22 protein-coding genes are annotated in these 20,737 nt (G+C 64.0%); 16 read left to right on the top strand and 6 right to left on the bottom strand.

Going from position 1 to position 20,737, the window contains the following annotated elements; genetic code table 11:
• The first annotated feature begins 4 nt into the window (after positions 1 to 4).
• The 9 genes from CR492_RS17900 (at position 5) to CR492_RS17860 (ending at position 7,765) form a co-directional block, all read left to right on the top strand.
• A complete protein-coding gene (locus CR492_RS17900) occupies positions 5 to 931 on the top strand; it encodes a ribonuclease T2 family protein (RefSeq protein WP_102845094.1) in 927 nt (308 codons plus the stop codon).
• A gap of 3 nt (positions 932 to 934) precedes the next feature.
• Entirely contained in the window at positions 935 to 1,792 is an 858-nt protein-coding gene (locus tag CR492_RS17895) for a 23S rRNA (adenine(2030)-N(6))-methyltransferase RlmJ (RefSeq protein WP_102845093.1), read from the top strand.
• Positions 1,793 to 1,908: 116 nt separating this feature from the next.
• Complete coding sequence (locus CR492_RS17890; protein ID WP_245412157.1) at positions 1,909 to 2,442, top strand: hypothetical protein; 534 nt, start codon at positions 1,909 to 1,911, stop codon at positions 2,440 to 2,442.
• 109 nt (positions 2,443 to 2,551) lie between these two features.
• The gene (locus CR492_RS17885) at positions 2,552 to 3,148 is read left to right on the top strand and encodes a glutathione S-transferase family protein (RefSeq protein ID WP_102845091.1); all 597 of its coding nucleotides are present in this window, start codon (positions 2,552 to 2,554) and stop codon (positions 3,146 to 3,148) included.
• A 121-nt stretch (positions 3,149 to 3,269) separates the two neighbouring features.
• On the top strand, positions 3,270 to 3,563 hold the full coding sequence (locus CR492_RS17880; RefSeq protein WP_102845090.1) for a hypothetical protein: 294 nt from the start codon (positions 3,270 to 3,272) through the stop codon (positions 3,561 to 3,563).
• Entirely contained in the window at positions 3,557 to 3,940 is a 384-nt protein-coding gene (locus CR492_RS17875) for a hypothetical protein (protein WP_102845089.1), read from the top strand. Before CR492_RS17880 ends, CR492_RS17875 begins: the two co-directional genes overlap by 7 nt.
• Positions 3,941 to 4,494: 554 nt before the next feature.
• Positions 4,495 to 6,300 (top strand): lanthanide-dependent methanol dehydrogenase XoxF5, encoded by a 1,806-nt coding sequence (gene xoxF5 / locus CR492_RS17870; RefSeq protein ID WP_102845088.1) that lies wholly within the window; start codon positions 4,495 to 4,497, stop codon positions 6,298 to 6,300.
• A gap of 137 nt (positions 6,301 to 6,437) precedes the next feature.
• Positions 6,438 to 6,920 carry a c-type cytochrome, methanol metabolism-related gene (locus CR492_RS17865; protein ID WP_180982603.1) on the top strand — a complete coding sequence of 161 codons (483 nt, stop codon included), beginning with the start codon at positions 6,438 to 6,440 and terminating at the stop codon, positions 6,918 to 6,920.
• Positions 6,917 to 7,765 carry a substrate-binding domain-containing protein gene (locus CR492_RS17860; protein ID WP_102845086.1) on the top strand — a complete coding sequence of 283 codons (849 nt, stop codon included), beginning with the start codon at positions 6,917 to 6,919 and terminating at the stop codon, positions 7,763 to 7,765. The genes CR492_RS17865 and CR492_RS17860 overlap by 4 nt, the downstream gene beginning before the upstream one ends.
• Positions 7,766 to 7,807: 42 nt before the next feature.
• On the opposite strand, the gene CR492_RS17855 is transcribed toward CR492_RS17860, so the two are convergent.
• Positions 7,808 to 8,488, bottom strand: a complete 681-nt coding sequence (locus CR492_RS17855) for a hypothetical protein (RefSeq protein ID WP_102845085.1) — start codon at positions 8,486 to 8,488, stop codon at positions 7,808 to 7,810.
• Positions 8,489 to 8,734: 246 nt separating this feature from the next.
• Here CR492_RS17855 and CR492_RS17850 point away from each other — a divergent pair, with 246 nt between their 5' ends.
• Genes CR492_RS17850 through folK form a run of 3 tightly spaced genes read left to right on the top strand, consistent with a single transcriptional unit; the run spans position 8,735 to position 10,315 of the window.
• Positions 8,735 to 8,950 (top strand): hypothetical protein, encoded by a 216-nt coding sequence (locus CR492_RS17850; protein WP_102845084.1) that lies wholly within the window; start codon positions 8,735 to 8,737, stop codon positions 8,948 to 8,950.
• Entirely contained in the window at positions 8,947 to 9,819 is an 873-nt protein-coding gene (gene folP / locus CR492_RS17845; protein ID WP_245412156.1) for a dihydropteroate synthase, read from the top strand. The genes CR492_RS17850 and folP overlap by 4 nt, the downstream gene beginning before the upstream one ends.
• Positions 9,800 to 10,315 (top strand): 2-amino-4-hydroxy-6-hydroxymethyldihydropteridine diphosphokinase, encoded by a 516-nt coding sequence (folK, locus tag CR492_RS17840; protein WP_102845083.1) that lies wholly within the window; start codon positions 9,800 to 9,802, stop codon positions 10,313 to 10,315. The genes folP and folK overlap by 20 nt, the downstream gene beginning before the upstream one ends.
• A gap of 4 nt (positions 10,316 to 10,319) precedes the next feature.
• Here folK and CR492_RS17835 read toward each other — a convergent pair whose 3' ends face one another.
• Positions 10,320 to 12,314, bottom strand: a complete 1,995-nt coding sequence (locus CR492_RS17835; protein WP_245412155.1) for an alpha/beta hydrolase family protein — start codon at positions 12,312 to 12,314, stop codon at positions 10,320 to 10,322.
• 131 nt (positions 12,315 to 12,445) lie between these two features.
• Between CR492_RS17835 and CR492_RS17830 the strand changes: the two genes are divergently transcribed.
• Positions 12,446 to 12,850, top strand: coding sequence for a winged helix-turn-helix domain-containing protein (locus tag CR492_RS17830; RefSeq protein WP_102845082.1), 405 nt, complete (start codon positions 12,446 to 12,448; stop codon positions 12,848 to 12,850).
• Here CR492_RS17830 and CR492_RS17825 read toward each other — a convergent pair.
• On the bottom strand, positions 12,780 to 13,283 hold the full coding sequence (locus CR492_RS17825) for a TOBE domain-containing protein (protein ID WP_180982602.1): 504 nt from the start codon (positions 13,281 to 13,283) through the stop codon (positions 12,780 to 12,782). The two genes, CR492_RS17830 and CR492_RS17825, sit on opposite strands and share 71 nt — an antisense overlap.
• A 112-nt stretch (positions 13,284 to 13,395) precedes the next feature.
• On the opposite strand from CR492_RS17825, the gene CR492_RS17820 reads away from it, so the two are divergent.
• Positions 13,396 to 13,605: a TOBE domain-containing protein gene (locus CR492_RS17820; RefSeq protein WP_012590596.1), complete on the top strand. Its 210-nt coding sequence runs from the start codon at positions 13,396 to 13,398 to the stop codon at positions 13,603 to 13,605.
• 188 nt (positions 13,606 to 13,793) lie between these two features.
• Here CR492_RS17820 and CR492_RS17815 read toward each other — a convergent pair whose 3' ends face one another.
• The 3 genes from CR492_RS17815 to CR492_RS17805 all read right to left on the bottom strand — a co-directional run bounded on the left by CR492_RS17815 (position 13,794) and on the right by CR492_RS17805 (position 16,001).
• Complete coding sequence (locus CR492_RS17815; RefSeq protein ID WP_102845080.1) at positions 13,794 to 14,627, bottom strand: molybdenum storage protein subunit alpha; 834 nt, start codon at positions 14,625 to 14,627, stop codon at positions 13,794 to 13,796.
• Between the two features lie 11 nt (positions 14,628 to 14,638).
• Positions 14,639 to 15,451, bottom strand: coding sequence for a uridine kinase (locus tag CR492_RS17810; protein ID WP_102845079.1), 813 nt, complete (start codon positions 15,449 to 15,451; stop codon positions 14,639 to 14,641).
• A gap of 220 nt (positions 15,452 to 15,671) precedes the next feature.
• Positions 15,672 to 16,001: a polyhydroxyalkanoic acid system family protein gene (locus CR492_RS17805; protein WP_102845106.1), complete on the bottom strand. Its 330-nt coding sequence runs from the start codon at positions 15,999 to 16,001 to the stop codon at positions 15,672 to 15,674.
• A gap of 284 nt (positions 16,002 to 16,285) precedes the next feature.
• Here CR492_RS17805 and CR492_RS17800 point away from each other — a divergent pair, with 284 nt between their 5' ends.
• A complete protein-coding gene (locus CR492_RS17800) occupies positions 16,286 to 18,859 on the top strand; it encodes a heavy metal translocating P-type ATPase (RefSeq protein ID WP_102845105.1) in 2,574 nt (857 codons plus the stop codon).
• Positions 18,860 to 19,037: 178 nt separating this feature from the next.
• A complete protein-coding gene (gene purH, locus CR492_RS17795; protein ID WP_102845104.1) occupies positions 19,038 to 20,630 on the top strand; it encodes a bifunctional phosphoribosylaminoimidazolecarboxamide formyltransferase/IMP cyclohydrolase in 1,593 nt (530 codons plus the stop codon).
• Positions 20,631 to 20,737 lie beyond the last annotated feature (107 nt).

The raw sequence follows: 20,737 nt of genomic DNA, 5'->3' as shown, positions 1-20,737 counted from the left end.
CTCTATGGCCGGCTTCCGACTCGGCGCGCGCGCCCTGGCTGCCTGTCTCGTCGCCGCCCTCGCTGGCGCGCCCGCATTTGCGTCTGACGCAGCCATTGCCGGAACCGAAAACTGCGCGCTCGACGAATGCGTCAATGAACGCCTCCCGCAAGGCCTCCCGGCGGAGCCTTCCGCCGCTGCGCCGGCTCCCGCGCCTTCTACGCCGCCCACCCCCGCCGTCGCCGGCGCGGAGGACTGCGTGCTCGACGAATGCGCCGGCCCCGAGCCGTCGGCAACGCCGCCGCAAGCCGATGCGCCGGCGACCGCGCCTTTCACGCCGGCCGCTGCCGCTCCAGCCTACCGGCGCAGCGCCAATGCGCCAGGCGATTTCGATTTCTACGTGCTCGCTCTGTCCTGGTCGCCCGGCTTCTGCCGCACGGCCGCGGCTGAGCGCGCCGGCAGACAATGCGCGCCGGGCGCCGGCCTTGGCTTTCTCGTGCATGGGCTTTGGCCGCAATATGAGCGGGGCTATCCGCAAAATTGTCCCCTCGGCGCGTCCTTTCCCTCGCGTATCGCGCTTCAGAACGCCGCCGGAGTCTACCCGAGCGAAAGCCTCGCCCGCTACGAATGGCGCAAGCATGGGGTCTGCTCCGGCCGCAGCCCGACCGATTATTTCGCGGACGTGCGCCGCGCCCGCGAGGCGATCGTCATTCCGCCGCCCTTCGCCAATCCGGCGCTGACGCAAACTTCAACTTCGATCGACATCGAGCGCGCCTTCATCGCCGCCAATCCGCGCCTGCGGCCGGGTATGATCGGGGTGTCCTGCCAGCAGAGCGCACTGCAAGAGGTCAGGCTCTGCCTCTCCAAGGATCTGCGCGATTTCCATGCCTGCCCGGAGATCAGCCGCCGTCACTGTCCGATCGGCCAGATCGCCGTCCCGCCGGCGCTGTGAGTTTTGAACTACGCGCATGAATTCCATGCCGGCAATTTCGCCGACGTGCTCAAGCATATTTTTCTCGTCCGCGTCCTTTCCTATCTCAGACGGAAGGAGGCGGGATTTCGCTTTATCGATAGCCACGCCGGCGCCGGCCTTTATGATCTTGGCGGCGCAAGGGCCGAAAAAACCGGCGAGTGGCGCGGCGGCGTCCTACGGCTGATGCAGAGCGGCGTTGCCGGGCCGGCGCGGGAGCTGATCCAGCCCTATCTCGACGGCGTCGCGCCCTATCTCGCCGCGGACCCGCCGCTTTATCCGGGCTCGCCCCTGATCGGCGCGGCGCTGCTGCGGCCGCAGGACCGGTTGATCGCCTGCGAGCTTCACCCCGACGCGTTTCAACGCCTCGCCGAAAATCTCCACGGCTATCGCCACGCAAAAGCGATCGAAATCGACGGCTACTCTGGTCTCAGGGCCTATATTCCGCCGGCCGAGCGGCGCGGCCTCGTGCTGATCGATCCGCCCTTTGAAGACGCCGGTGAATTCGCCCGCCTTGGCGAGGCGCTGCCCGCGGCGGTGCGCAAATGGCCGACCGGAATTTATATGCTTTGGCGCCCGGTGAAGGACCGCGCCGCGGTCGCCGGTTTCACCCGGAGCCTCGCGCAGGGTCTTGCCGCCGCGGGCGCCAAAGCGGCGCTGCGGCTTGAATTGCAGATCCGGCCGCAGGAACGCGACGGCGCCCTCACGCGGACGGATCTCCTGATCGTCAATCCGCCCTTCACCATCGCCGATGAGGCGCGGCTGATCATGTCCGAGCTCGCCCGCAGCCTCGGCGAGGCCGGGTCCGACTGCGGCGTCGAGATCTTGTTTGAGGCGGGGTAGGGGCCGCGCCATTAATTTGGCGTCCGCTGCATTTTTCCGGCGCCGGCGGGGCCGTTCCATACGTTAAGCGCTCCAGAAACGTCAATTCGGGAGAGGAACGCGCGATGGGGAAATCAATGAGGCGCGTTGCCGCCGCCTTTGCCGGTGTTTGCGGCGCCGTTCTACTTGCGGGCTCCGGCGGCGCACGGGCGGCGGAGACCTGTTTTCATGTCTGCCTCAAACAGAGGATGACGTCGTCCGATATCGCCGATTCCGCCATCCGGGACGCGATGGCGGCCTGTCGCGACGATTGCGACGAAGAGGCCGAAGCGCGCCTCGCGCAGTCCGGCCTTGCGGGAAAGATCGCGTCCTGCGAGCCGGCGCCTTTGAGTGAAGAGGAATTCCGAAAAATCCGCTCCGCCAGTCTCTCGGTAATCGGCTTCGCCAACGCCTTCACCTGGGAAGTCAACAATGTGCTCCCGGACAAGATCATCCGCCGCGTTGAACTCATGACCCAGAGCCTCGGGCTCCAGGACGTCACCATGGCGGCGAGCGGCGTCGTCGCGCCCGGCGAACGCGGCGCCTTCTTCGTGAACAATGTCGCTGACGGTTATCCAGCGGTGCGCCTGACATCCCGCGTCAAAGCCATCTACGCCTGCCCGGCGAAATGAAAAAGAGGATCGCGCCTCATCCATTCCGGCGCCCCCTCGCCAGCGGCGGCTGGCGCCTTTATGGCTTGCGCGCGCGCGGATCGCCGCCGCGATCTGGATGAGGTTTTAAATGATGCAGTTGCGAACGTCCGGGGCGTCTCCCTTTGGGCGAAAAGTCCAGCTTGCCGCCGCCATCGCCGGCCTGTCGGACCAGATCGAGGTGATCGCGACCGACACCAGCGATCCGGCCTGCGGCCTCAGCGATCTCAATCCGCTCGGCAAGATTCCGGCTCTCACGCTTGACGGCGGCGCGACCTATTTCGACAGCCGCGTCATCGTCGAATATCTCGACCATCTCGCCGGCGGCGACGTCCTGATTCCCAAAGAGCCCCGCGCTCGTTTCAAGGATTTGACGCTGGCGGCGCTCGCCGACGGGGTGATGGAGGCGAGCCTGCTCCAGATCTATGAGAGCCGCCGCCGCGCGGCCGCCAAGCAGGATCCGCTTTGGCTCGATTGGCAGTCGGAGAAAGTCGCGCGCGGACTCGCCGCTTTCGCCGCCGCGCCGCCTTCGGGCCGTCGCACGGCCGGGCATATTGGGCTTGCCGCCGCGCTCGGCTATCTTGATCTGCGTTTTGAAGGACGCTGGCGAAAGGACTATCCGGAGCTGACCGCCTGGCTTGCTGCTTTTGCGGCGGAAGTCCCGGCCTTCGCGGCGACCGCCGCCTAAGGCTGGCGACAGCGGACGCAGCCCCGTCGAAGCGCGTTATCGCACAGCCGGGATTGAAAGCGATCGGCATGGTTAACGCCGCCGGGCAATCGCGCCTGCGCAAATCTTGCTGGGGGCGCCCATGTCGCTCAATTCCATATCGATCCTCGGACTGCGGCTTTATCTCGGCTTCACGCTTTGCGTCTTTTCAGCGCTGGCCATGGCGCTGGCCACAAGCTATCTTAAGGGCGGTTCGGCGCCTGCGACGATCCTTTATTCCTTCTTGTGCGTCGGCTGCGGCGCCGGTCAGTCTCTTCTGGCCCTGGCGGCTGGCGCGGTCCTTTCGGCCGCGATGCTTTGGTCCGGAAGACAAGCCCCCTCGCGCAAGCATAGGCGAACCGCCCCGTCCATTGGAACAGTGAAGCCGCAATGCTGAATTCCCGCTTGAGCAACAACGGCGTCGTCAAGACTGTGCTGGCTGCGATCTTCGCGCTCGCTCCCTTGCCGCAGGTCGCCGCGGCCGCCGGCGACAAGAGCGTCAACGACTATCCGACCGAGGCGCGCGCGGACTATGTCTATGTCTGCATGAAGACCAATGGCGAATCGCGGGACAGTCTGAAGCGCTGCTCCTGCTCGATCGACGTCATCGCCTCGCTATTGCCCTACGAGCGCTATGAAGCCGCTGAAACCGTCTCGAGCATGAATCAGGCGCTGGGCCAGATCGGCACGATGTTTCGCAACAGCCCGCAGGCCCAGGCGACCTCGCAGGAGCTGCGTCGCGCTCAGGCCGAAGCTGAAGTCCGCTGCTTCTGAAGCTTTGTGCGTCGGGGAACTCGGCCGGCGGCTGCAAATACTTGGCGCGTCGCGCAATCGGGCAAGTTTGCACCGCAGCCATTACATGAGTGCGGCGCACAACGGTAGATGTTGCTATGCAGCAATTACCGGAATATGAATTTTTCTATAAAGACCGGGAAAGTTACGTTAATTTTATATGCGGGCCTCCCGTCGGCAACGCCGCAGCGGCGATGCGCGCGATGCGTGCATAACGATAAAAATCATTGTATTTACAGGTAATTATGCCATTTCGGCGGGGCCGCGGCGGGCTGCTGTAAAGCCTCATTTGGCCGATTTTCCCGATTTTTTTGGACTATTGTCTCACCGCTCTTGCCAATATATACAGGTCCCGTAGTTTTCCGGTTTCATGAGCGGCTGGTCGGGGCCGCCGCTCTTTTCGAAGACGTGAGCGAAGCATGCTTGGTCAGCATGACTTGGCTGAGGTGGTGACACGCTGCCGGAAAGACATACAGAAGCGCTGCCGAAGCAGGATAAGCTTCGCAGTCCGCATACATACGGTCCGGAGGAAATAAATGCGCAAAATCCTATTGATGTCCTGTGTCGCCGCATCTGCGCTCATGGCGAACGGGGCGTTCGCGAACGAAGAGCTGATCACTCTTCAAAAGAACGCCAAAAACTGGGCTCTGCCCACCGGTGACTATTCCAACCACCGCTTCTCGGAACTCAATCAAATCACCAGCAAGAACGTGAAGGATCTCGTTCCGGCTTGGACGTTCTCGACAGGCGTGCTGCGCGGCCACGAAGGCAATCCGCTCGTGATCGGCGACGTGATGTATTTCTCGACGCCCTTCCCCAACATCGTCTACGCTCTCGATCTCAACAATGACGGCAAGATCCTTTGGAAATATGAGCCGAAGCAGGATCCGAGCGTCATTCCGGTAATGTGCTGCGATACCGTAACGCGCGGCGTCGCCTATGCCGACGGCAAGATCATTCTCGGCCAGGCCGACACCACGCTCGTCGCTCTCGACGCCAAGACCGGCTCAGTGGTGTGGTCGGTGAAGAACGGCGATCCGGCGAAGGGCGAAACCAACACCTCTGCTCCGCAGGTCGTGAAGGGCAATGTGCTCATCGGCATCTCGGGCGGCGAGTTCGGCGTCCGCGGTTCGGTGACGGCCTATGATCTCAAGACCGGCAAGAAGGCGTGGCGCGGCTATTCGATGGGCCCGGACTCCGATACGCTGATCGATCCGGAAAAGACCACCGCGCTCGGCAAGCCGGTTGGCCCGAACTCCGGCACCAACACCTGGGAAGGCGATCAGTGGAAGATCGGCGGCGGAACGACGTGGGGCTGGATCTCCTATGATCCCGAGCTGAACCTTGTCTACTACGGCTCCGGCAATCCCTCGACCTGGAACCCGACTCAGCGTCCCGGCGACAACCGCTGGTCGATGTCGATCTGGGCGCGTGATGCGGACAGCGGCAAGGTCAAGTGGATCTACCAGATGACCCCCCACGACGAGTGGGATTATGACGGCATCAATGAAATGGTGCTGACCGAGCAGAAGATCGGCGGCAAGGAACGCAAGATCCTGACTCACTTCGATCGTAACGGCTTCGGCTATACGCTCGACCGCGTCACCGGCGAATTGCTTGTCGCCGAGAAATACGACCCGGCCGTCAACTGGGCGACCAAGGTCGATATGGACAAGTCGTCGAAGAGCTACGGCCGTCCGCTCGTCGTGCCGGAGTTTTCGACCGCTCACGGCGGCGAAGACGTGAACACGAAGGGCATCTGCCCGGCAGCTCTCGGCTCCAAGGACGAGCAGCCTTCGTCCTACTCGCCGCTCACCGAACTGCACTATGTTCCGACCAATCACGTCTGCATGGACTATGAGCCCTTCAGAGTGAGCTACACCGCTGGCCAGCCCTACGTTGGCGCGACGCTGTCCATGTATCCGCCGAAGGGCGAATCCAACATGGGCAATTTCATCGCGTGGGACGCCAAGGTCGGCAAGATCGTGTGGTCGAACAAGGAGCAGTTCTCGGTGTGGTCGGGCGCGCTCGCCACTGCCGGCAACGTCGTGTTCTACGGCACGCTCGAAGGCTATCTCAAGGCTGTCGACGCCAAGACGGGCGAAGAACTCTACAAGTTCAAAACGCCGTCGGGCATCATCGGCAACGTGATGACCTATGAGCACAAGGGCAAGCAGTACGTCGCCATCCTGTCGGGCGTCGGCGGCTGGGCCGGCATCGGCCTCGCGGCCGGCTTGACCGATCCGAACGCCGGCCTCGGCGCCGTCGGTGGTTATGCCGCTCTATCGAACTATACATCGCTCGGCGGCACGCTGACGGTGTTCGCCCTGCACGGTAAGTAAGCCTGCTCACTTAACCGCAAATCAACCCGAGACCTCGGCGCCGCGGCGCCGAGGTTTTTCGCATTGGCGTCCATCCAAAAAGGGATTGTTTCGTGCTTATCAGCTCTCGCGTTCGGGCCTTCTCCTTCGCCCTTCTGATCTCCTCCGCCGGCGTCGCATGGGCCGAAGCTCCCGGCGATCCGGCAGCGGTCAAGCAGGATGACCTTGGCAAATGGTTCGATGCGAAAGGCGATCCCACCTACAAGATCGAACCGGACGGTAAACTCGACTGGTTCTCCTATTCCGGCTTCCGCCGCTATCACTCCGAGTGCCATGTCTGCCATGGCCCCGACGGCGAAGGCTCAAGCTACGCGCCGGCTTTGAAAAACTCGGTGAAGACGCTGAACTATGCGGAATTCGTAGGCATTGTTGTCGGCGGCCGGCGCAATGTGACGAGCAGCCAGGAGAACGTCATGCCGGCGTTCGGCGACAACAAAAATGTGATGTGCTATCTGGACGATATCTACGTTTATCTGCGTGGTCGCTCCACGGAGTCGATCGCCCGCGGCCGCCCGGCCGGCCATGTCGACAAGCCTGAAAAGGCGACAGCGGCCGAGAAGGCCTGCTTGGGACTCCAATGACGTCACGCTCTCGCGCTTTTCTTTTTCTGCTCGCCCTGTCGTCCGCTGCGGCCTTCGGGCTCGAAGTTAAGGCCGAGGGCGCCGATGACGCGGCGATCGAACTTGTCGATCCCGACGTGCTGCGCGTTTGCGCCGATCCGCGCGATTTGCCGTTCTCGAACGAGGCCGGCGAGGGTTTTGAGAATAAGATCGCGGATCTGCTGGCAAAGAAGCTCGGCAAGACGGTCGCCTATGTCTACTATCCGAACACAACAGGCTTCATCCGCAACACTTTGAACGCTCATCGTTGCGATGTGGTGATGGGAATCCCGCAGGGCGACGATATCGTCCAGGTCACCAATCCCTATTATCGCGCCTCCTATGCCGTGGTGACGAAAAAGGGGAGCGATCTCGAAAGCGTCGAGAGCCTGAGCGATCCGCGCCTCAAGGGAAAACATATCGGGATTGTCGCGGGCACCCCGCCGGCGACGATCATCGCGCTCAACGGGCTGCTGCCGAACATCAAATCCTATGCGCTTGTTGTTGATACGCGAGCCGACGCGCCCCCTGTTGAGATGATCAAGGATCTTGAAGCCGGCGATATCGACATTGCCGTTCTTTGGGGCCCCATCGCTGGAAACTTCGCCAAGAACGCCAAAACGCCGCTGGTCACAACGCCGCTGCTGCTCGAAAAGACCGGTCCGCGCATGGTCTATCGGATGGGCATGGGCGTTCGCCACTCCGATCAGGAGTGGAAGCGGACGCTGAATAAATTCATCGCCGAGAACCAGACGGAAATCGACGCCATTTTGACCGACTATGGCGTCCCTCTGCTGGACGAGAACGACAAGCGCAAGACGCACTGACGCTCGTGGTGGGCGCGCGAAACGCGCGCCACCGCGGGGGCGTCAATCCATGGCGTTCTGGATGCTTCGCGCCAAAGCGAACAGGCGCTGCTCGATGAGCGTCGGCGCTTCGCAGGCATAGGTCAGCGATTGTCGCCCTTCATCGAACAGGCGAATATCCCATTGCAATTTCTCGACGGCGGGATTGTCGGCGGGTTCAGGCTGTTCCGGCCGCGACGCGCCGGGCGCATTCTGAATTGTCGCGTTCTCGGCCCGGATCTTTGAGGCGAGCGCTTTCTGCTTGCGGCTGAAGCGCATCAGGCCCTCGATGACTTCGGATCGCTCGCGGTTGAGCGTTTCGAACGCTCCGGCGAACAACGCGGTCAGCCTGGCGTTTTTGTCCGGCCCGGCCGCGGCGGCGAAGCCCTCGATCGTCTTTTCCGCAGCCTCGATGGCGGTTTTTCGGGCGGCTATCTCTGCGACGAGACCGGCGATCGCGCTGTCCTCGCGCCATTGCGCCGAATCGATCGGGGGACCGGACCAGACGGCGGGCAGGGATATCTGCTCGACGAGGATCTGCTTGCAGGGCCAATCCTTATTGGCGGGCGGCGCCGCCTGGACTGTCGCGCCTTTATCGGCCGGCTTCTCCTGCGCGCGGCACGGGGCGAGCGGCGAGGCGGCTAGTAACGCGATGGCCGCGGCGGCGGCCGTAAGGGCTGCGCTGGCGCTGCGTTGAGACCGCATTCATCCCTCCGAACTCTTGATTGGCCCAGTTGGCCTTGGCGAGAGCTTGGGCGCTCTCAGGCGAGGGCTTGCTTCGCCTCGGGCGAGGCCATTTCTCTGACATAAGTCGCGTTCACAAGCCAATCTCGAAATCGCCTTCGGCTCAACGTTTCGGGGGACGTCGGCGGCCAGCTTGTGCTTTTGCATCCATTTCTGCATGCTGAGCGTTTGCGCGTGTGGTTAATCGCCTGCTTCGGGAACGATGTTATGGGACTTATGGAACTGATCCTGACCGTTTGCGCGCTATCGCAGCCTACGGCCTGCGAAGAAAAAAACCTTGTCTTCGAGGATCGGGGCCAAAGTCTCGCCGAATGCGCCATGGCTGCGCCGCCGACCATCGCCGATTGGGTCAATCATCACCCGGCGCGCATCGTCGTCAAGTGGCGCTGCGACTACCCCGGGCGTGAAAGCCACGACCTTTGAGCGAAACCGGCGCGGTCGCCGTCGAGCCCGATTCGATGGCGCAGAAACGGGATGCGTTTCTTGCGCGAATCGGCCTTGGCGCGCTGATCATGGGCATCGTCAATGTGACGCCGGATTCCTTTTCCGACGGCGGCAAATTTGAAACAGCCGCGGCGGCGGTGGCGCAGGCGCGCAGGCTCGCGCAGGAAGGCGCGGCGATCATCGACGTCGGAGCCGAATCGACGCGGCCGGGGCACGAGCCAGTGCCCGCCGAGGTCGAACGCGCGCGGCTTGAGCCGCTGCTTGGCGCGATCGTGGCGAGCGTCGCCGAGTCCGTCTCGATCGATACGTCCAAGGCCTCGGTCGCCCGTTTCGCCGCCCGGCAGGGCGTCGCCTTCATCAATGATGTCTGGGGGCTGCAGCGCGATCCCGCCATGGCCGACGTCGTCGCCGAGAGCGGGGCCGGCGTCGTCATCATGCATAATCGCGCCGAGATCGACCCCGAATGCGACATCGTCGACGACATGCGGCGCTTCTTCGATAAATCCCTCATGCTCGCTGAAAAAGCGGGCGTGCCGCGACAGCGCATCATTCTCGATCCAGGCATTGGCTTCGGCAAGACGCGGCAGCAAAATCTTCAAGCCATCCATGGCATGCGCGCGCTATTGAGCTATGAGCTGCCGATCCTGCTCGGCGTCTCGCGCAAATCCTTGCTGCGCTCGCTGGTTGCGGACGCTCCCGTGTCCGTCGCGCAGGTCGAGCCGCGGCTCGTTGCGACGATCGCCGCCAATCTTGCCGGAGCGGCGGCAGGTGCGAGCATTTTCCGGGTTCATGACGTCGCCGATCACGTCGCCGCCTTCAAGGTTTTCGATGCCATCGAACGCGCCTGAGCCGGCCGAAACGCCGGTCGCGATTGGCCTCGGCCTTGGCAGCAATATCGGCGACAAGCCGGCCAATCTCGCGGCCGGCCTCGCGCATCTTGAGGCGCGCGGCGCCGTCAAGATCGGCGCGGTTTCCTCGATCTATCGCACGGCCCCCTGGGGTTATCTCGATCAGGAGGATTTCGCCAATGCCTGCGCCCTGGCGACGACGACGCTATCGCCGCGCGCGCTTTTGGCCGAGGTGAAGGCCGTCGAGGCCGAAATGGGCCGGCTGCAGGGTCTGCGTTGGGGGCCGCGCCTGATCGATATCGACATTCTGTTTTATGGCGATCATGAAATCGAATGGCCGGAGCTCGTGTTGCCGCATAAGGAGCTGTTCCGGCGCGCTTTCGTGCTGGAGCCTTTAGCGGAGATCGCGCCGCAGCTGATGCTTGGCGGCCGCAGCGTCAAAGAGGCCGCGGCCGAGGCTGACGGCACCGGCGTCGAACGCTGGTTCAAATCCTGAACGCTCACGAATTGGCGATGATGGCGCGCTCGCTCAGGCCCGGGGCCAGGAATCCAAAAACGCGTCCGTAGAAATCAAGCTCCAGCTCCAGAACGCGGCGCTGTGTTTCGGCCTTGCGAAAGCCGTGGCCCTCGCCGGCGAAAAGATAGTAGGCGACGGGCAGTCCACGCGCCTTCATCGCGGCCACCATCTCCTCCGCCTGATTGGGCGGCACAGTGCGGTCCTCCTCGCCTTGAAAGAAGATGACCGGGCAGGCGAGCCTGTCGAGATGGTTGATCGGCGAGCGCTCCGCGTAAAGCGCCTCGGCCTCGGGAAGGGGACCGATCAGAGCGTCGAGATAGCGCGATTCGAATTTATGGGTGTCGCGCGCTAGCAGCATCAGATCGGCGACGCCGTAAAGGCTGGCGCCGGCCTTGAAGACGTCGCCCGAGGTCAAGGCGGCGAGTGTCGTGAAGCCTCCCGCGCTGCCGCCACGGATCGCGAGCCGCGCGCCATCGACGAGACCCCTTTCGACGAGAGAGGCCGCGGCGGCCTGGCAATCGGCGACGTCGACGATCCCCCAGGCGCCGTTGAGAAGCTGCCTGAACGGGCGTCCATAGCCGGTCGAGCCGCCGTAATTGACGTCGACGACGGCGACGCCGCGGCTGGTCCACCATTGCACGTTGAGGCTGAAGGCATTGGTGGTCATGCTGGTCGGACCGCCATGGGTCAGCACGACCAAGGGCGGCAGCGCGCCGGCCGGACCGCAAAAATCACGATTTTTCGGCGCGTACCAAAAGGCATGGCCAAGACCGTGAGCCGTCTCGAATGCGATCGGCGCGCCAATCGAGATTGTCTCCGTCGGCAGGACGGAGGGGGCGGCGGCCCGAACGAGAAGCGCCGGCGCATTGAGCGCGGGTTTGAGCATGATTGCGGGCGGAGCCGTCGGCGCGGTGGCGATAAAGGCCGCGCCTTCGCCGATCGGCTGCGGGCAGTCCTGCACCTGTCCGAAATCGAGCGCGCCTTCGTCGAGGCGAATCAGCGCGCCGCCGCCGATCAGGGCCGCGCGCCGAACGCCATCCTGCACGACGCTGGCGATGATGCGTCCATTGGGGAAGAAGGCGTAAAAGCGCTGGCGGAACACCCAATGCGGCCCGCCGATCTCGGCCTCAACCGGGCAAAGCGCGACGTCAGCGCCATCTTCGCGCGCGTAAAGATTCCACCAGCCGGTGCGGTCGGAGCAGAAATGCAGCACATTTTGCGGCGACCAGCCGGGCTGGACGATCGCCTCCGCGGCGCCGCCTCCGGCGATCAGCTCCGGCGCGCCGACGTCGCCGTCGTTGAGCAGCGCGCAGAAAAGCCGCGTGCGGTCCCAGGGCATGTCTGGATGGTCCCAGGCGATCCAGGCGAGGTTTCGGCCGTCCGGCGAGAGGCGCGGCGAACTGAGAAAATCCGGCCCCCGGATCAGGATCGTCTCTTCCTCGCCCGCGAGCGAGAGGGCGACGATCGCCGCCTCGGGGTCCGTCGGAGGCCGCCCGCGATGGTCTTCGCGGACAGCGAGGACGCGCCGGCGGGGCAGGTCGAATTCGAAATCGGCATAGCGGCAGCCTTCCGGCGTCGCGATTTTTCGTGGCGCTGCGTCGCCTTCAATCGCCCAGACCGACCCGTCGCTGCGCTCGCTGTAGACGATCCAGCCTTCCGTGACGCCATAGGCGCCGCCGCCATATTCATGGACCCTGCTGCCGACATTGACCGGCGCCGGCGTCACATCCGTGATGATTCCGTCCGCGCCGCGCCGGCACAGGGACTGACGGCCGCCCTCCATGGGGCGTCCTTCCAGCCAGTAAAGGACGCCGCCGCAGGCGGAGAGAGAGCCAAGACTGATTGAGGCGCCCGTCATCAGCTCGGTCGTGACCGGCGAGATCCAGGCGCCGAAAGGCGCGATTGTCGTCATGCGATGGGGAATTGGAGAGAGGATCGGGCGAAGGCCCGGCGTGAATAGCGCCGGACCCGTGGCCATTATGGGCCTGCGCGAAGGCGCGGCGCAAGCTGCGCGGAAGTTTTGCGTCGCGGCCGCGCAAGCTGTATAATGATCGGAATAGAGGCCGTTTTGAGAGCCTTGGCCGGACAAGGCAGCGCAGGAGCCGCTTTATGTCGAACAGCAAACGGGCGCCCGCGGCGCTTGCGATTGAGCTGCGTCTGCCAAATGGAGGCTGGTTCGGAGAAGAGGAGCTTGCCCTTGTCGAAGCCATTGGCAAGGAGCGTTCGATCATTGGGGCGAGCCGGGCGCTCGGGATTTCCTACCGGAAATGCTGGCTCATCGTCGATATGATGAATCGATGCTTCGAATCCCCGGTCGTCGTCACTTTCCCGGGGCGCCGTTCCGGCGGCTCCGAAATCTCGCAATTCGGCGAGCGGCTCGTCGCGATTTACCGCTCGATCGGCCGCCATTCGGCCAACGCCTCGAAGAAATCTCTCGAGGAGCTTACGGCTTCTTTGGACTGGAGCTTCGATCCAAAGGCCAGGGCCGCGGCGTCAGAGAGTAATCCGGCATAAGATCCTCGCCTGAAATGGCGACCGCCTTGATCATCACCCAGGCGCGCAGCCCGGCGACAAGAGCGAGGCGCTCGACCGATTCGCTGGTGACGAGCGTATGCATGCGCGTGACGCCAAGACTGAAAGTGACGCGCACATAGGGCGCCTGCAGAGCGGCGATTTCGACGATTTCCCCCGGCAGGCGATTGGTGATCGAGACATCCATCGGGCGGGAGAGCGCGATCGAGACGTCGCTGGCGTCGATCTGCACCGCGACCGCGGAGCCGACCGGGTCCTCGATCAGCGGCGCGCGCAATTCTCCGTCCTCGAATTGCAGCGTCGTCATTGCCGCCGCCAAATCATGGCGCAAGACCCGCGCCGCCAGGGTCGTCGTCAGGAGGGGGCGCGCCATGCGCGAAGGCGAGTTCCCGATCAGCTTGTCGCCCGCGGTCATGCTTTGCAATTGCCTTCCTTATCCTATGACTTTAGGAATACTGTTGAAAGTCGTCCCGGTAAACAGCGACGCTTTCGGCGCGGCGAGCGCCCGGCTTAAAAAAGGAAATTCAATGAAAATTTCGGCTCGCAATTCGCTTGAGGGCGTCGTCAAGACGGTCATCAAGGGAGCAACCACGGCTCATGTCGAAATCGAATTGACGGGCGGTGCGATCGTCACGGCGTCGATCACGAATGAAGCTGTCGACGATCTCAAGCTCGCCGTCGGATCGAAGGCCTTCGCGGTGATCAAATCCTCCGATGTGATGGTCGCCGTCGCCTGACGCGCCGTTTTGGAGGCGCCGCTGCAAACGGCGGGAGCTGCAAGTTGATCGGCGCCCGAGGCGTCGCCTGCGCCTCCATCGTCCCGCTCCAGCGCCTCCGCCTTGCGACGCATAGGATGTGTCGCTGACATTGGCGCTGGAGCAGCCTCAATCCTTCAGTGCCTGATCAGCGCGGATCGGGCGCGTGCTCAGGCCGCTTGCGCGCCGGTGTGGATGATCGTCCCGACATGCTCGCCGCGCAGCGCGGCGGTGAGCCGGCCGGGCACGAGCCCATTCACGATCTGCACACGCTCGAGATGGCGCGCGGTCGCCATGACCTCGAGGAGCGCAGGATCGAAGGGCAGCGTCCCCCTGGACTTGGCGATGTCGGCGGCGTTGGCCTCTCGGATGAACTGCGCCTTTTTCCCATCGGGGCCGTTCGGGTCAAGATCATATAATCCATCCACGTCCTCGACGATCGTCAGGCCGGCCGCTCCGAGCGCATCGGCGAGCAGAAACGCGCCCGTGTCAGCCCGGTGAGTCGGGATGCGGGAGCCGGGGAACTCGTGGTGGTGATAGGGAGGAAAGGCGCTCCCCACGACCGCACGAGCCGCGGTGAGATGGATCGCGAGCTGGCCCGCCAGTGTGGGGTGCTCGACGTATGAGACGCCATCGGGCGCAAGCAGCGACGCGAGGATGCTGCCGTTCTGGCCGGCCTCGCTTGCGGCGAGCGGGGCGAGCGATCCGACCGGCAAACCGAGATCGAGGCCGACGCCGTAGAGGTGGCGCGCGCGGATGCCGGCGCCCGTCAGGATCAGCAGACGGTGCTCGGGCAAGAGCTTGCGCAGCTCGTCCACGATCGGCAGGATCGCCTCATGGCCGCGATCCATGATGGAGCGGCCGCCGATCTTGACGACCTGAAGCCAGGGGAGAATCCGTACCGGGCGCCCGCCCGCGACGGGGCGGGTGAGCGTGTCGTCGAGGAGGGTCTGGCGCGCGAGCGGCGAGGCGACGTGTTTGATGGCGTTGGTAAGTTCGGACATGGCGTTGGCCTCTAGCTCGCGGTGATGATGGTGCCGACGTGCTCGCCGGCGAGCGCGCGGGTCAGGTTGCCGGGGACGAGGCCATTCACAATCTGCACCTGCCGGACGTGGCGCGCCGACTGGAGCAGGTCGAGCATCGGGAATTCGAGGATCGAATCGTGCAGCCCGCGCGCTTTCATCTCGTCAACCGAGATCTTCGGGATGAAAGTCGCGTCCTTCGAGGTTTTCGGGTTGGCGGTAAAGAGACCGTCTTCATCTTTCACGAAAATCATGGCCTTGCAGCCGAACTGTTCGGCGAGCAGGAAACATCCGGCGTCGGTGCGGTAGGGCGGGATGACGCCTTTCGCAGCGGGGCGCATCCAGAGGCCGTAGGGCGGCATGCCGCTGAAGATGACGGCGTTCACCTCGGCGAGGAAGAGCGGCACCGCCGAGAGTCCGGCGCCGTCGACCGCGCAAATGCCGTGCTTGGCGAGGAGCTGCCCCAGAATCACGGCGTTCTGATTGGCGACGGAGGCGCCAAGCTGCGAGAGCACGCCCGCCGGCAGGTTAAGCCCCGCCGCGATCGAATAGAGGTGACGGGCTCTTGTGCCGGCGCCGGTCCCGATCAACAGCTTGTGAGCCTTGCGGGCGGCGACGATCTCATCCACAAGCGGGTAGACGGCGGCGCGGCCGCGGTCGATGATGCTCTGCCCGCCGATCTTGAGCAACGTCGCGTCTGGCAGGATCCGGAAGTCCGAAGCCGTCTCGGCCGCATCGAGGAGCTGCGCGTCGGTCAGGGATCGCTGCATGAGGAGCGACTCGAGCTCCTCCGTCGTATTGGCCATTAGAGTACCTTTCGTCGATTCTACCGTTTCTTCCTTCTTGGGAAGAAATGCGCCTCATGGAATACTCTTCCATGAGGCAGACGTATGCATATTTTACCTGACGGTAAAAAGATACGTCATCAAGCGGCGCCCTCAGCCGCCGGAATCGAGAACGACGGAGATTTGACCTCGCGCCATGGACGCCTGGGCGACGTCCAGCTTGCCCAACCCGAATCGAGCCTCAACCTTTCGGCGGAGTATAGCCGATTTTCAGAGCGTCCCGGGCGTTGCTGCTCAGAACGCCCTGGATCTTGTTCGCAAGCATTCCGAGCAGCCACGGCAGTTGCACTTCGATCCGCAGCTGTTCGGGCAGGACGTCGATCTGCGCCGTGACGGACTGCCCCAGGGCGACGACGCGCAAATCGGCCTTGTCGCCGGTCCATTTGATCTCCGAATAGGCCAATTTATCGATGTAGGCGCCGCGCAGCGCGTCGATGCGTTCGCAAATGCGCTTTTTCGCGGCTTCGACCCCAAGATCATGCGGCACGGTAATGACAATCGATTTGGACATCAGACTTCTCCGTTTCCTGCATGTAGAGATGCGCCGGGCCCAAGTGAAGATGGAGGCGGCGCCGAATCCGGTCAGCGCTTGAGGGACGATCCCGCGCGGCGCGCTTTCGCTTTTATCGTAACGCATCATGCGGGCCGGAAGCTGCGCAACCTTCGCGCCTGTCGGCTTTAGCCTTGATTTCCGGCCGTGTCGGATGATCTAGATATCAGGCGTCTGCGTTTTCACCCCGGAGAATGAACCGCGGGGTCAAGAAAGTGCTGGCGCTCCCGATTAAGGATCGATCGATGTCCGCTCATTCCGACGATATTTCCGCGCCCCCCGTCAGCGTTCCCATCAAGGGCATGCATTGCGCCTCCTGCGTCGGGCGCGTCGAAAAGGCGATTTCCACAGTGCCCGGCGTCGCCGACGTTTCGGTCAATCTGGCGACCGAAAAGGCGAGCGTCAGTTTCCTCGGGCCGGTCGATCTCGACGCGGTGATCGCGGCGATCAACAAGGCGGGCTATTCCGCCGTGCTTGCCTCGGCCGAATTTTCGATCGCGCAAATGACCTGCGATCATTGCGTGAAAACGGTCGAGGAGGCCTTCCGCGGCGTCACGGGCGTCGTCGACGCGACGGTCAATCTGGCGACCGGAGCCGGAATTGTCCGCTATGTGAGTTCGATCACCGATCCTCAGACCATCGCCAAGGCCGCGACCGAGGCGGGCTATCCGACGCGCGAAATCAGCGCCGGAGCGGCCCCCCCGCCGTCGCATGCGGCCCATCATCATGGCGACGCCGAGGCGCTTGCGCGCGATGCGCGACTGGCGCTCATCCTGACGCTGCCGGTGTTCCTCATCGAGATGGGCTCGCACGTCATTCCCGGCCTGCACGGCTTTCTCATGGACAAGATCGGCATGCAGCCGATCCGCATCGCCGAATTCGTGCTGACGGCGATCGTGCTGTTCGGACCGGGACGGCAGTTTTTCACCACCGGCGTTCCCGCGCTCTTGCGCGGCGCGCCCGAAATGAATTCGCTCGTCGCGCTTGGCGCTGGCGCCGCCTTTCTCTATTCGACGCTCGCGACCTTTGCGCCGCAGCTTTTCCCCGAGGGCACAGCGCAGGTTTATTTTGAGTCGGCGGGCGTGATCGTGACGCTGATTCTGTTCGGACGCATGCTTGAGGCGCGCGCCAGGGGCAGGGCGGGCGCGGCGATCGAACGGCTGGTCGGGCTGCGGCCGCAATCGGCGGCCGTGCTGAAGGGCGGCGAGGCCGTGGATACGCCGCTCGACCAGATCGTGGTCGGCGACGTCGTGCTGGTGCGGCCCGGCGAGAAGATCGCCGTCGATGGCGTCGTCGTCGAGGGCTCCTCCTTCGTCGATGAATCGATGCTGACCGGCGAGGCGCGTCCGGTCCAGAAATCGGCCGGGGCCGACGTCGTCGGCGCGACGATCAACACGACCGGCAGCTTTTCCTTCAAGGTGACGAAGATTGGCGCGGACACGGCGTTGTCCCATATCATCCGGCTGGTCGAGCAGGCCCAGGGCGCGAAGCTGCCGATCCAGGCGCTGGCCGACAAGATCACGGCGCGGTTCGTGCCGATTGTGATGGCGATCGCCGTCGTCACCTTCCTGCTCTGGCTGCTGCTCGGCCCGGCGCCGTCGCTGAGCCATGCGCTGATCGCCATGGTCAGCGTGCTGATTATCGCCTGTCCCTGCGCGATGGGCCTCGCCACGCCAATGTCGGTCATGGTCGGCGCCGGGCGGGGCGCCGAGCTTGGCGTTCTTTTCCGCAAGGGCGACGCGCTGCAGCGGCTATCCGAGCCGAGAACGGCGGCGCTGGACAAGACCGGCACCATCACCAAGGGGGCGCCCGAACTGACCGATCTTGCCCCTGCGCCGGGCTTTACCAGTGACGAGCTTCTGGCGACGGTCGCTGCGGTCGAGGCGCGCTCCGAACATCCCGTCGCCGCCGCCATCGTCGCCGCGGCGCGGGCGAAGGGGCTCGCGATCAAGCCGGCCGAGCAATTCCTCGCCAAGACCGGCTATGGTGTCGAGGCAATCGTCGAGGGCCGCAAAATAGCGATCGGCGCCGAGCGTTTCATGTCAGAGCTGGGCGTCGACGTCAGCGTCTTCGCGCAAGACGCCGCGCGTTTCGCCGCCGAAGCAAAATCGCCGCTCTATGCCGCAATCGACGGCAGGCTGGCCGCACTCATCTGCGTCGCCGATCCGCTCGCGGAGGGCGCGGCGAGCGCCGTCGCCGCATTGCGGGGCCTCGGCTTCCGTCTTGTCATGGTGACGGGCGACAACCGCAAGACGGCGGCGGCGATCGCCAACTCCGTCGGCATCGACCGCGTCATCGCCGAGGTTTTGCCGGAGGGCAAGGTCGCGGAGGTGCGCCGGCTCCAGACCGAAAACGGCCGGGTCATCTTTGTCGGCGATGGCGTCAATGATGCGCCGGCGCTCGCCGCCGCCGATATCGGCCTCGCCATCGGCAAGGGAACGGATGTCGCGATCGAGGCCGCTGATGCGGTGCTGATCGGCGGCGATCTGCGCGCCGTCCCCGCGGCGATCGCGCTGAGCCGGGCGACGATGCGCAACATCAAGGAGAATCTGTTCTGGGCCTTCGCCTATAACATCGTGCTCATTCCGGTCGCCGCCGGCGCGCTCTATCCTTTTTTCGGGATCATGTTGTCGCCGATGCTTGCGGCCGGGGCGATGGCCTTCTCCTCCATCTTCGTGGTTTTGAACGCGCTGCGACTGCGCGGCTTCATTCCGCCGGCAGGCTATGGCGCTGAGGCGGCCGGGACAACGGAGCGCATCGCGCCGGCCGCCGCCGCGCCCGCGGCGGAAGCGGATCTTGCCGGCGCGCGCCTGCGCTGACGCGGGGCTGAGGCTTGGGATAGGATCGCGGCGCGCTTCATGCTAACAGCCAATCGTCCGGCCGGGCAGCGGGCGCCGTTTCCGTGGGCTCCTATCCGGATTGTCGGTCGTCAATGTACCGCATTTCCTGACGCGATTGGCTTCGCCCGGACATGCTTTCGGCTATGGGTTTCCTGAAATGTCGCAAGAATTCCGCCGCGCCGCCCGGGCGCTTATCTCCGTTTCCGACAAGACGGGCGTTATCGATTTCGCGCGCGGCCTGGCTGCGCTAGGGATCGAGCTGATTTCGACCGGGGGAACCCATGCCGCTCTGCTCGAGGCGGGGCTGAAGGTCATTGACGTCGCCGATGTCACCGGATTTCCTGAATTGATGGACGGAAGGGTCAAGACGCTGCACCCCAAGGTGCATGGCGGTCTTCTCGCCATTCGCGAAAATCCGGAGCATGAGGCGGCGATGCTCGCCCATGGCATCGAGCCGATCGACCTGCTCATCGTCAATCTCTATCCGTTTCAGGCGACGATCGACGCGGGCGCAGACTTCGACCAATGCGTCGAGAACATCGACATTGGCGGCCCGGCGATGATCCGGGCTGCCTCCAAGAATTTCAACGATGTCGCCGTCATCGTCGCGGTCGAGGATTACGCGCCTCTCCTCGCTGAACTCGAGGCCAATGCCGGCGCGACGACCCTGGCGCTTCGGCAAAGACTGGCGCAGAAGGCGTTCGCGCGCACGGCCGTCTATGACGCCGCGATCTCGAACTGGTTTGCCGAGCAGATCGGCGCCGATGCGCCGGATTTCCGCGCCATTGGCGGCAAGCTCGCGCTGAATTTGCGTTATGGCGAGAATCCGCATCAGCAGGCCGCCTTCTACGCCACCGGCGAGCGGCGCTACGGCGTTGCGACCGCGCGCCAGCTTCAGGGCAAGCAGCTCTCCTACAATAATATTGGCGATACCGACGCCGCCTTCGAACTGGTCGCCGAATTCGATCCGGAACGAACCGCCGCCGTCGCGATCATCAAGCACTCAAATCCGTGCGGCGTCGCCGAGGGGGCAACGCTGGAAGAGGCCTATCGGCTGGCGCTGCGCTGCGACCCGGTCTCCGCCTTCGGCGGCGTCGTGGCCGTGAACCGGAAGCTCGACGCCAAAGCGGCTACCGAAATCGTGCAAATTTTCACCGAAGTCATCATCGCGCCGGACGCCGACGATGAGGCGATCGAGATCGTCGCCGCCAGGAAGAATTTGCGGCTGCTGATCGCAGGAGGCCTGCCGGATCCCCGCGCGGCCAGCCTCTTTATTCGGCCCGTCGCCGGCGGCTTCCTGGCGCAGGGGCGCGACAATGCCGTCGTCGACGATATGGATTTGCGCGTCGTCACGAAGCGCGAGCCGACCGCGGCTGAATGGGCCGATCTCGCTTTTGCGTTTCGCGTCGCCAAGCATGTGAAATCGAATGCGATTGTCTACGCCAAGTCCGGGGCGACGGTTGGCGTCGGAGCCGGTCAGATGAGCCGGGTCGATTCGACGCGCATCGCCGCGATCAAAGCCGCGGAAGCGGCGCGGCAGGCGGGACTGCCCGAAAGTCTGGCCTTGGGATCCGTCGTCGCCTCGGACGCTTTCTTTCCCTTCGCCGATGGCGTCGAGACGGCGATCGAAGCCGGCGCGACGGCGCTTATCCAGCCGGGCGGCTCCGTTCGCGACGCCGAGGTGATCGCCGCGGCCGACGCGGCCGGGGTCGCCATGGTCTTTACCGGAGTGAGACATTTTCGGCACTGAAGCGGCCTGGCCAAAAAGACGCGCATGGGCAGCGCGACGCAGCAAAGACTAAGCGACTGTTAAAGTTTACAAAATTCAACCCAAACTTTTTTTGAATATTGCGGTGC

Origin of the sequence: Methylocella silvestris (genome assembly GCF_002891535.1) — a bacterium.
GTDB lineage: Bacteria > Pseudomonadota > Alphaproteobacteria > Rhizobiales > Beijerinckiaceae > Methylocapsa > Methylocapsa silvestris_A.
The sequence above is the reverse complement of the archived record's forward strand: the minus strand, read 5'-3'. Positions and strand labels throughout refer to the sequence as shown.

Bases quoted from the DNA above. Each gene is read 5' to 3' on its own strand.
- xoxF5 (WP_102845088.1), top strand. From the start codon at position 4,495: ATGCGCAAAATCCTATTGATGTCCTGTGTCGCCGCATCTGCGCTCATG.
- CR492_RS17875 (WP_102845089.1), top strand. From the start codon at position 3,557: ATGCTGAATTCCCGCTTGAGCAACAACGGCGTCGTCAAGACTGTGCTG.
- folK (WP_102845083.1), top strand. From the start codon at position 9,800: ATGCCATCGAACGCGCCTGAGCCGGCCGAAACGCCGGTCGCGATTGGC.
- CR492_RS17850 (WP_102845084.1), top strand. From the start codon at position 8,735: ATGGGACTTATGGAACTGATCCTGACCGTTTGCGCGCTATCGCAGCCT.
- CR492_RS17860 (WP_102845086.1), top strand. From the start codon at position 6,917: ATGACGTCACGCTCTCGCGCTTTTCTTTTTCTGCTCGCCCTGTCGTCC.
- CR492_RS17830 (WP_102845082.1), top strand. From the start codon at position 12,446: ATGTCGAACAGCAAACGGGCGCCCGCGGCGCTTGCGATTGAGCTGCGT.
- CR492_RS17880 (WP_102845090.1), top strand. From the start codon at position 3,270: ATGTCGCTCAATTCCATATCGATCCTCGGACTGCGGCTTTATCTCGGC.
- CR492_RS17825 (WP_180982602.1), bottom strand. From the start codon at position 13,283: ATGACCGCGGGCGACAAGCTGATCGGGAACTCGCCTTCGCGCATGGCG.
- CR492_RS17805 (WP_102845106.1), bottom strand. From the start codon at position 16,001: ATGTCCAAATCGATTGTCATTACCGTGCCGCATGATCTTGGGGTCGAA.
- CR492_RS17885 (WP_102845091.1), top strand. From the start codon at position 2,552: ATGATGCAGTTGCGAACGTCCGGGGCGTCTCCCTTTGGGCGAAAAGTC.
- CR492_RS17815 (WP_102845080.1), bottom strand. From the start codon at position 14,627: ATGTCCGAACTTACCAACGCCATCAAACACGTCGCCTCGCCGCTCGCG.
- CR492_RS17800 (WP_102845105.1), top strand. From the start codon at position 16,286: ATGTCCGCTCATTCCGACGATATTTCCGCGCCCCCCGTCAGCGTTCCC.
- CR492_RS17810 (WP_102845079.1), bottom strand. From the start codon at position 15,451: ATGGCCAATACGACGGAGGAGCTCGAGTCGCTCCTCATGCAGCGATCC.
- CR492_RS17890 (WP_245412157.1), top strand. From the start codon at position 1,909: ATGAGGCGCGTTGCCGCCGCCTTTGCCGGTGTTTGCGGCGCCGTTCTA.
- CR492_RS17835 (WP_245412155.1), bottom strand. From the start codon at position 12,314: ATGGCCACGGGTCCGGCGCTATTCACGCCGGGCCTTCGCCCGATCCTC.
- CR492_RS17820 (WP_012590596.1), top strand. From the start codon at position 13,396: ATGAAAATTTCGGCTCGCAATTCGCTTGAGGGCGTCGTCAAGACGGTC.
- CR492_RS17900 (WP_102845094.1), top strand. From the start codon at position 5: ATGGCCGGCTTCCGACTCGGCGCGCGCGCCCTGGCTGCCTGTCTCGTC.
- CR492_RS17855 (WP_102845085.1), bottom strand. From the start codon at position 8,488: ATGCGGTCTCAACGCAGCGCCAGCGCAGCCCTTACGGCCGCCGCCGCG.
- purH (WP_102845104.1), top strand. From the start codon at position 19,038: ATGTCGCAAGAATTCCGCCGCGCCGCCCGGGCGCTTATCTCCGTTTCC.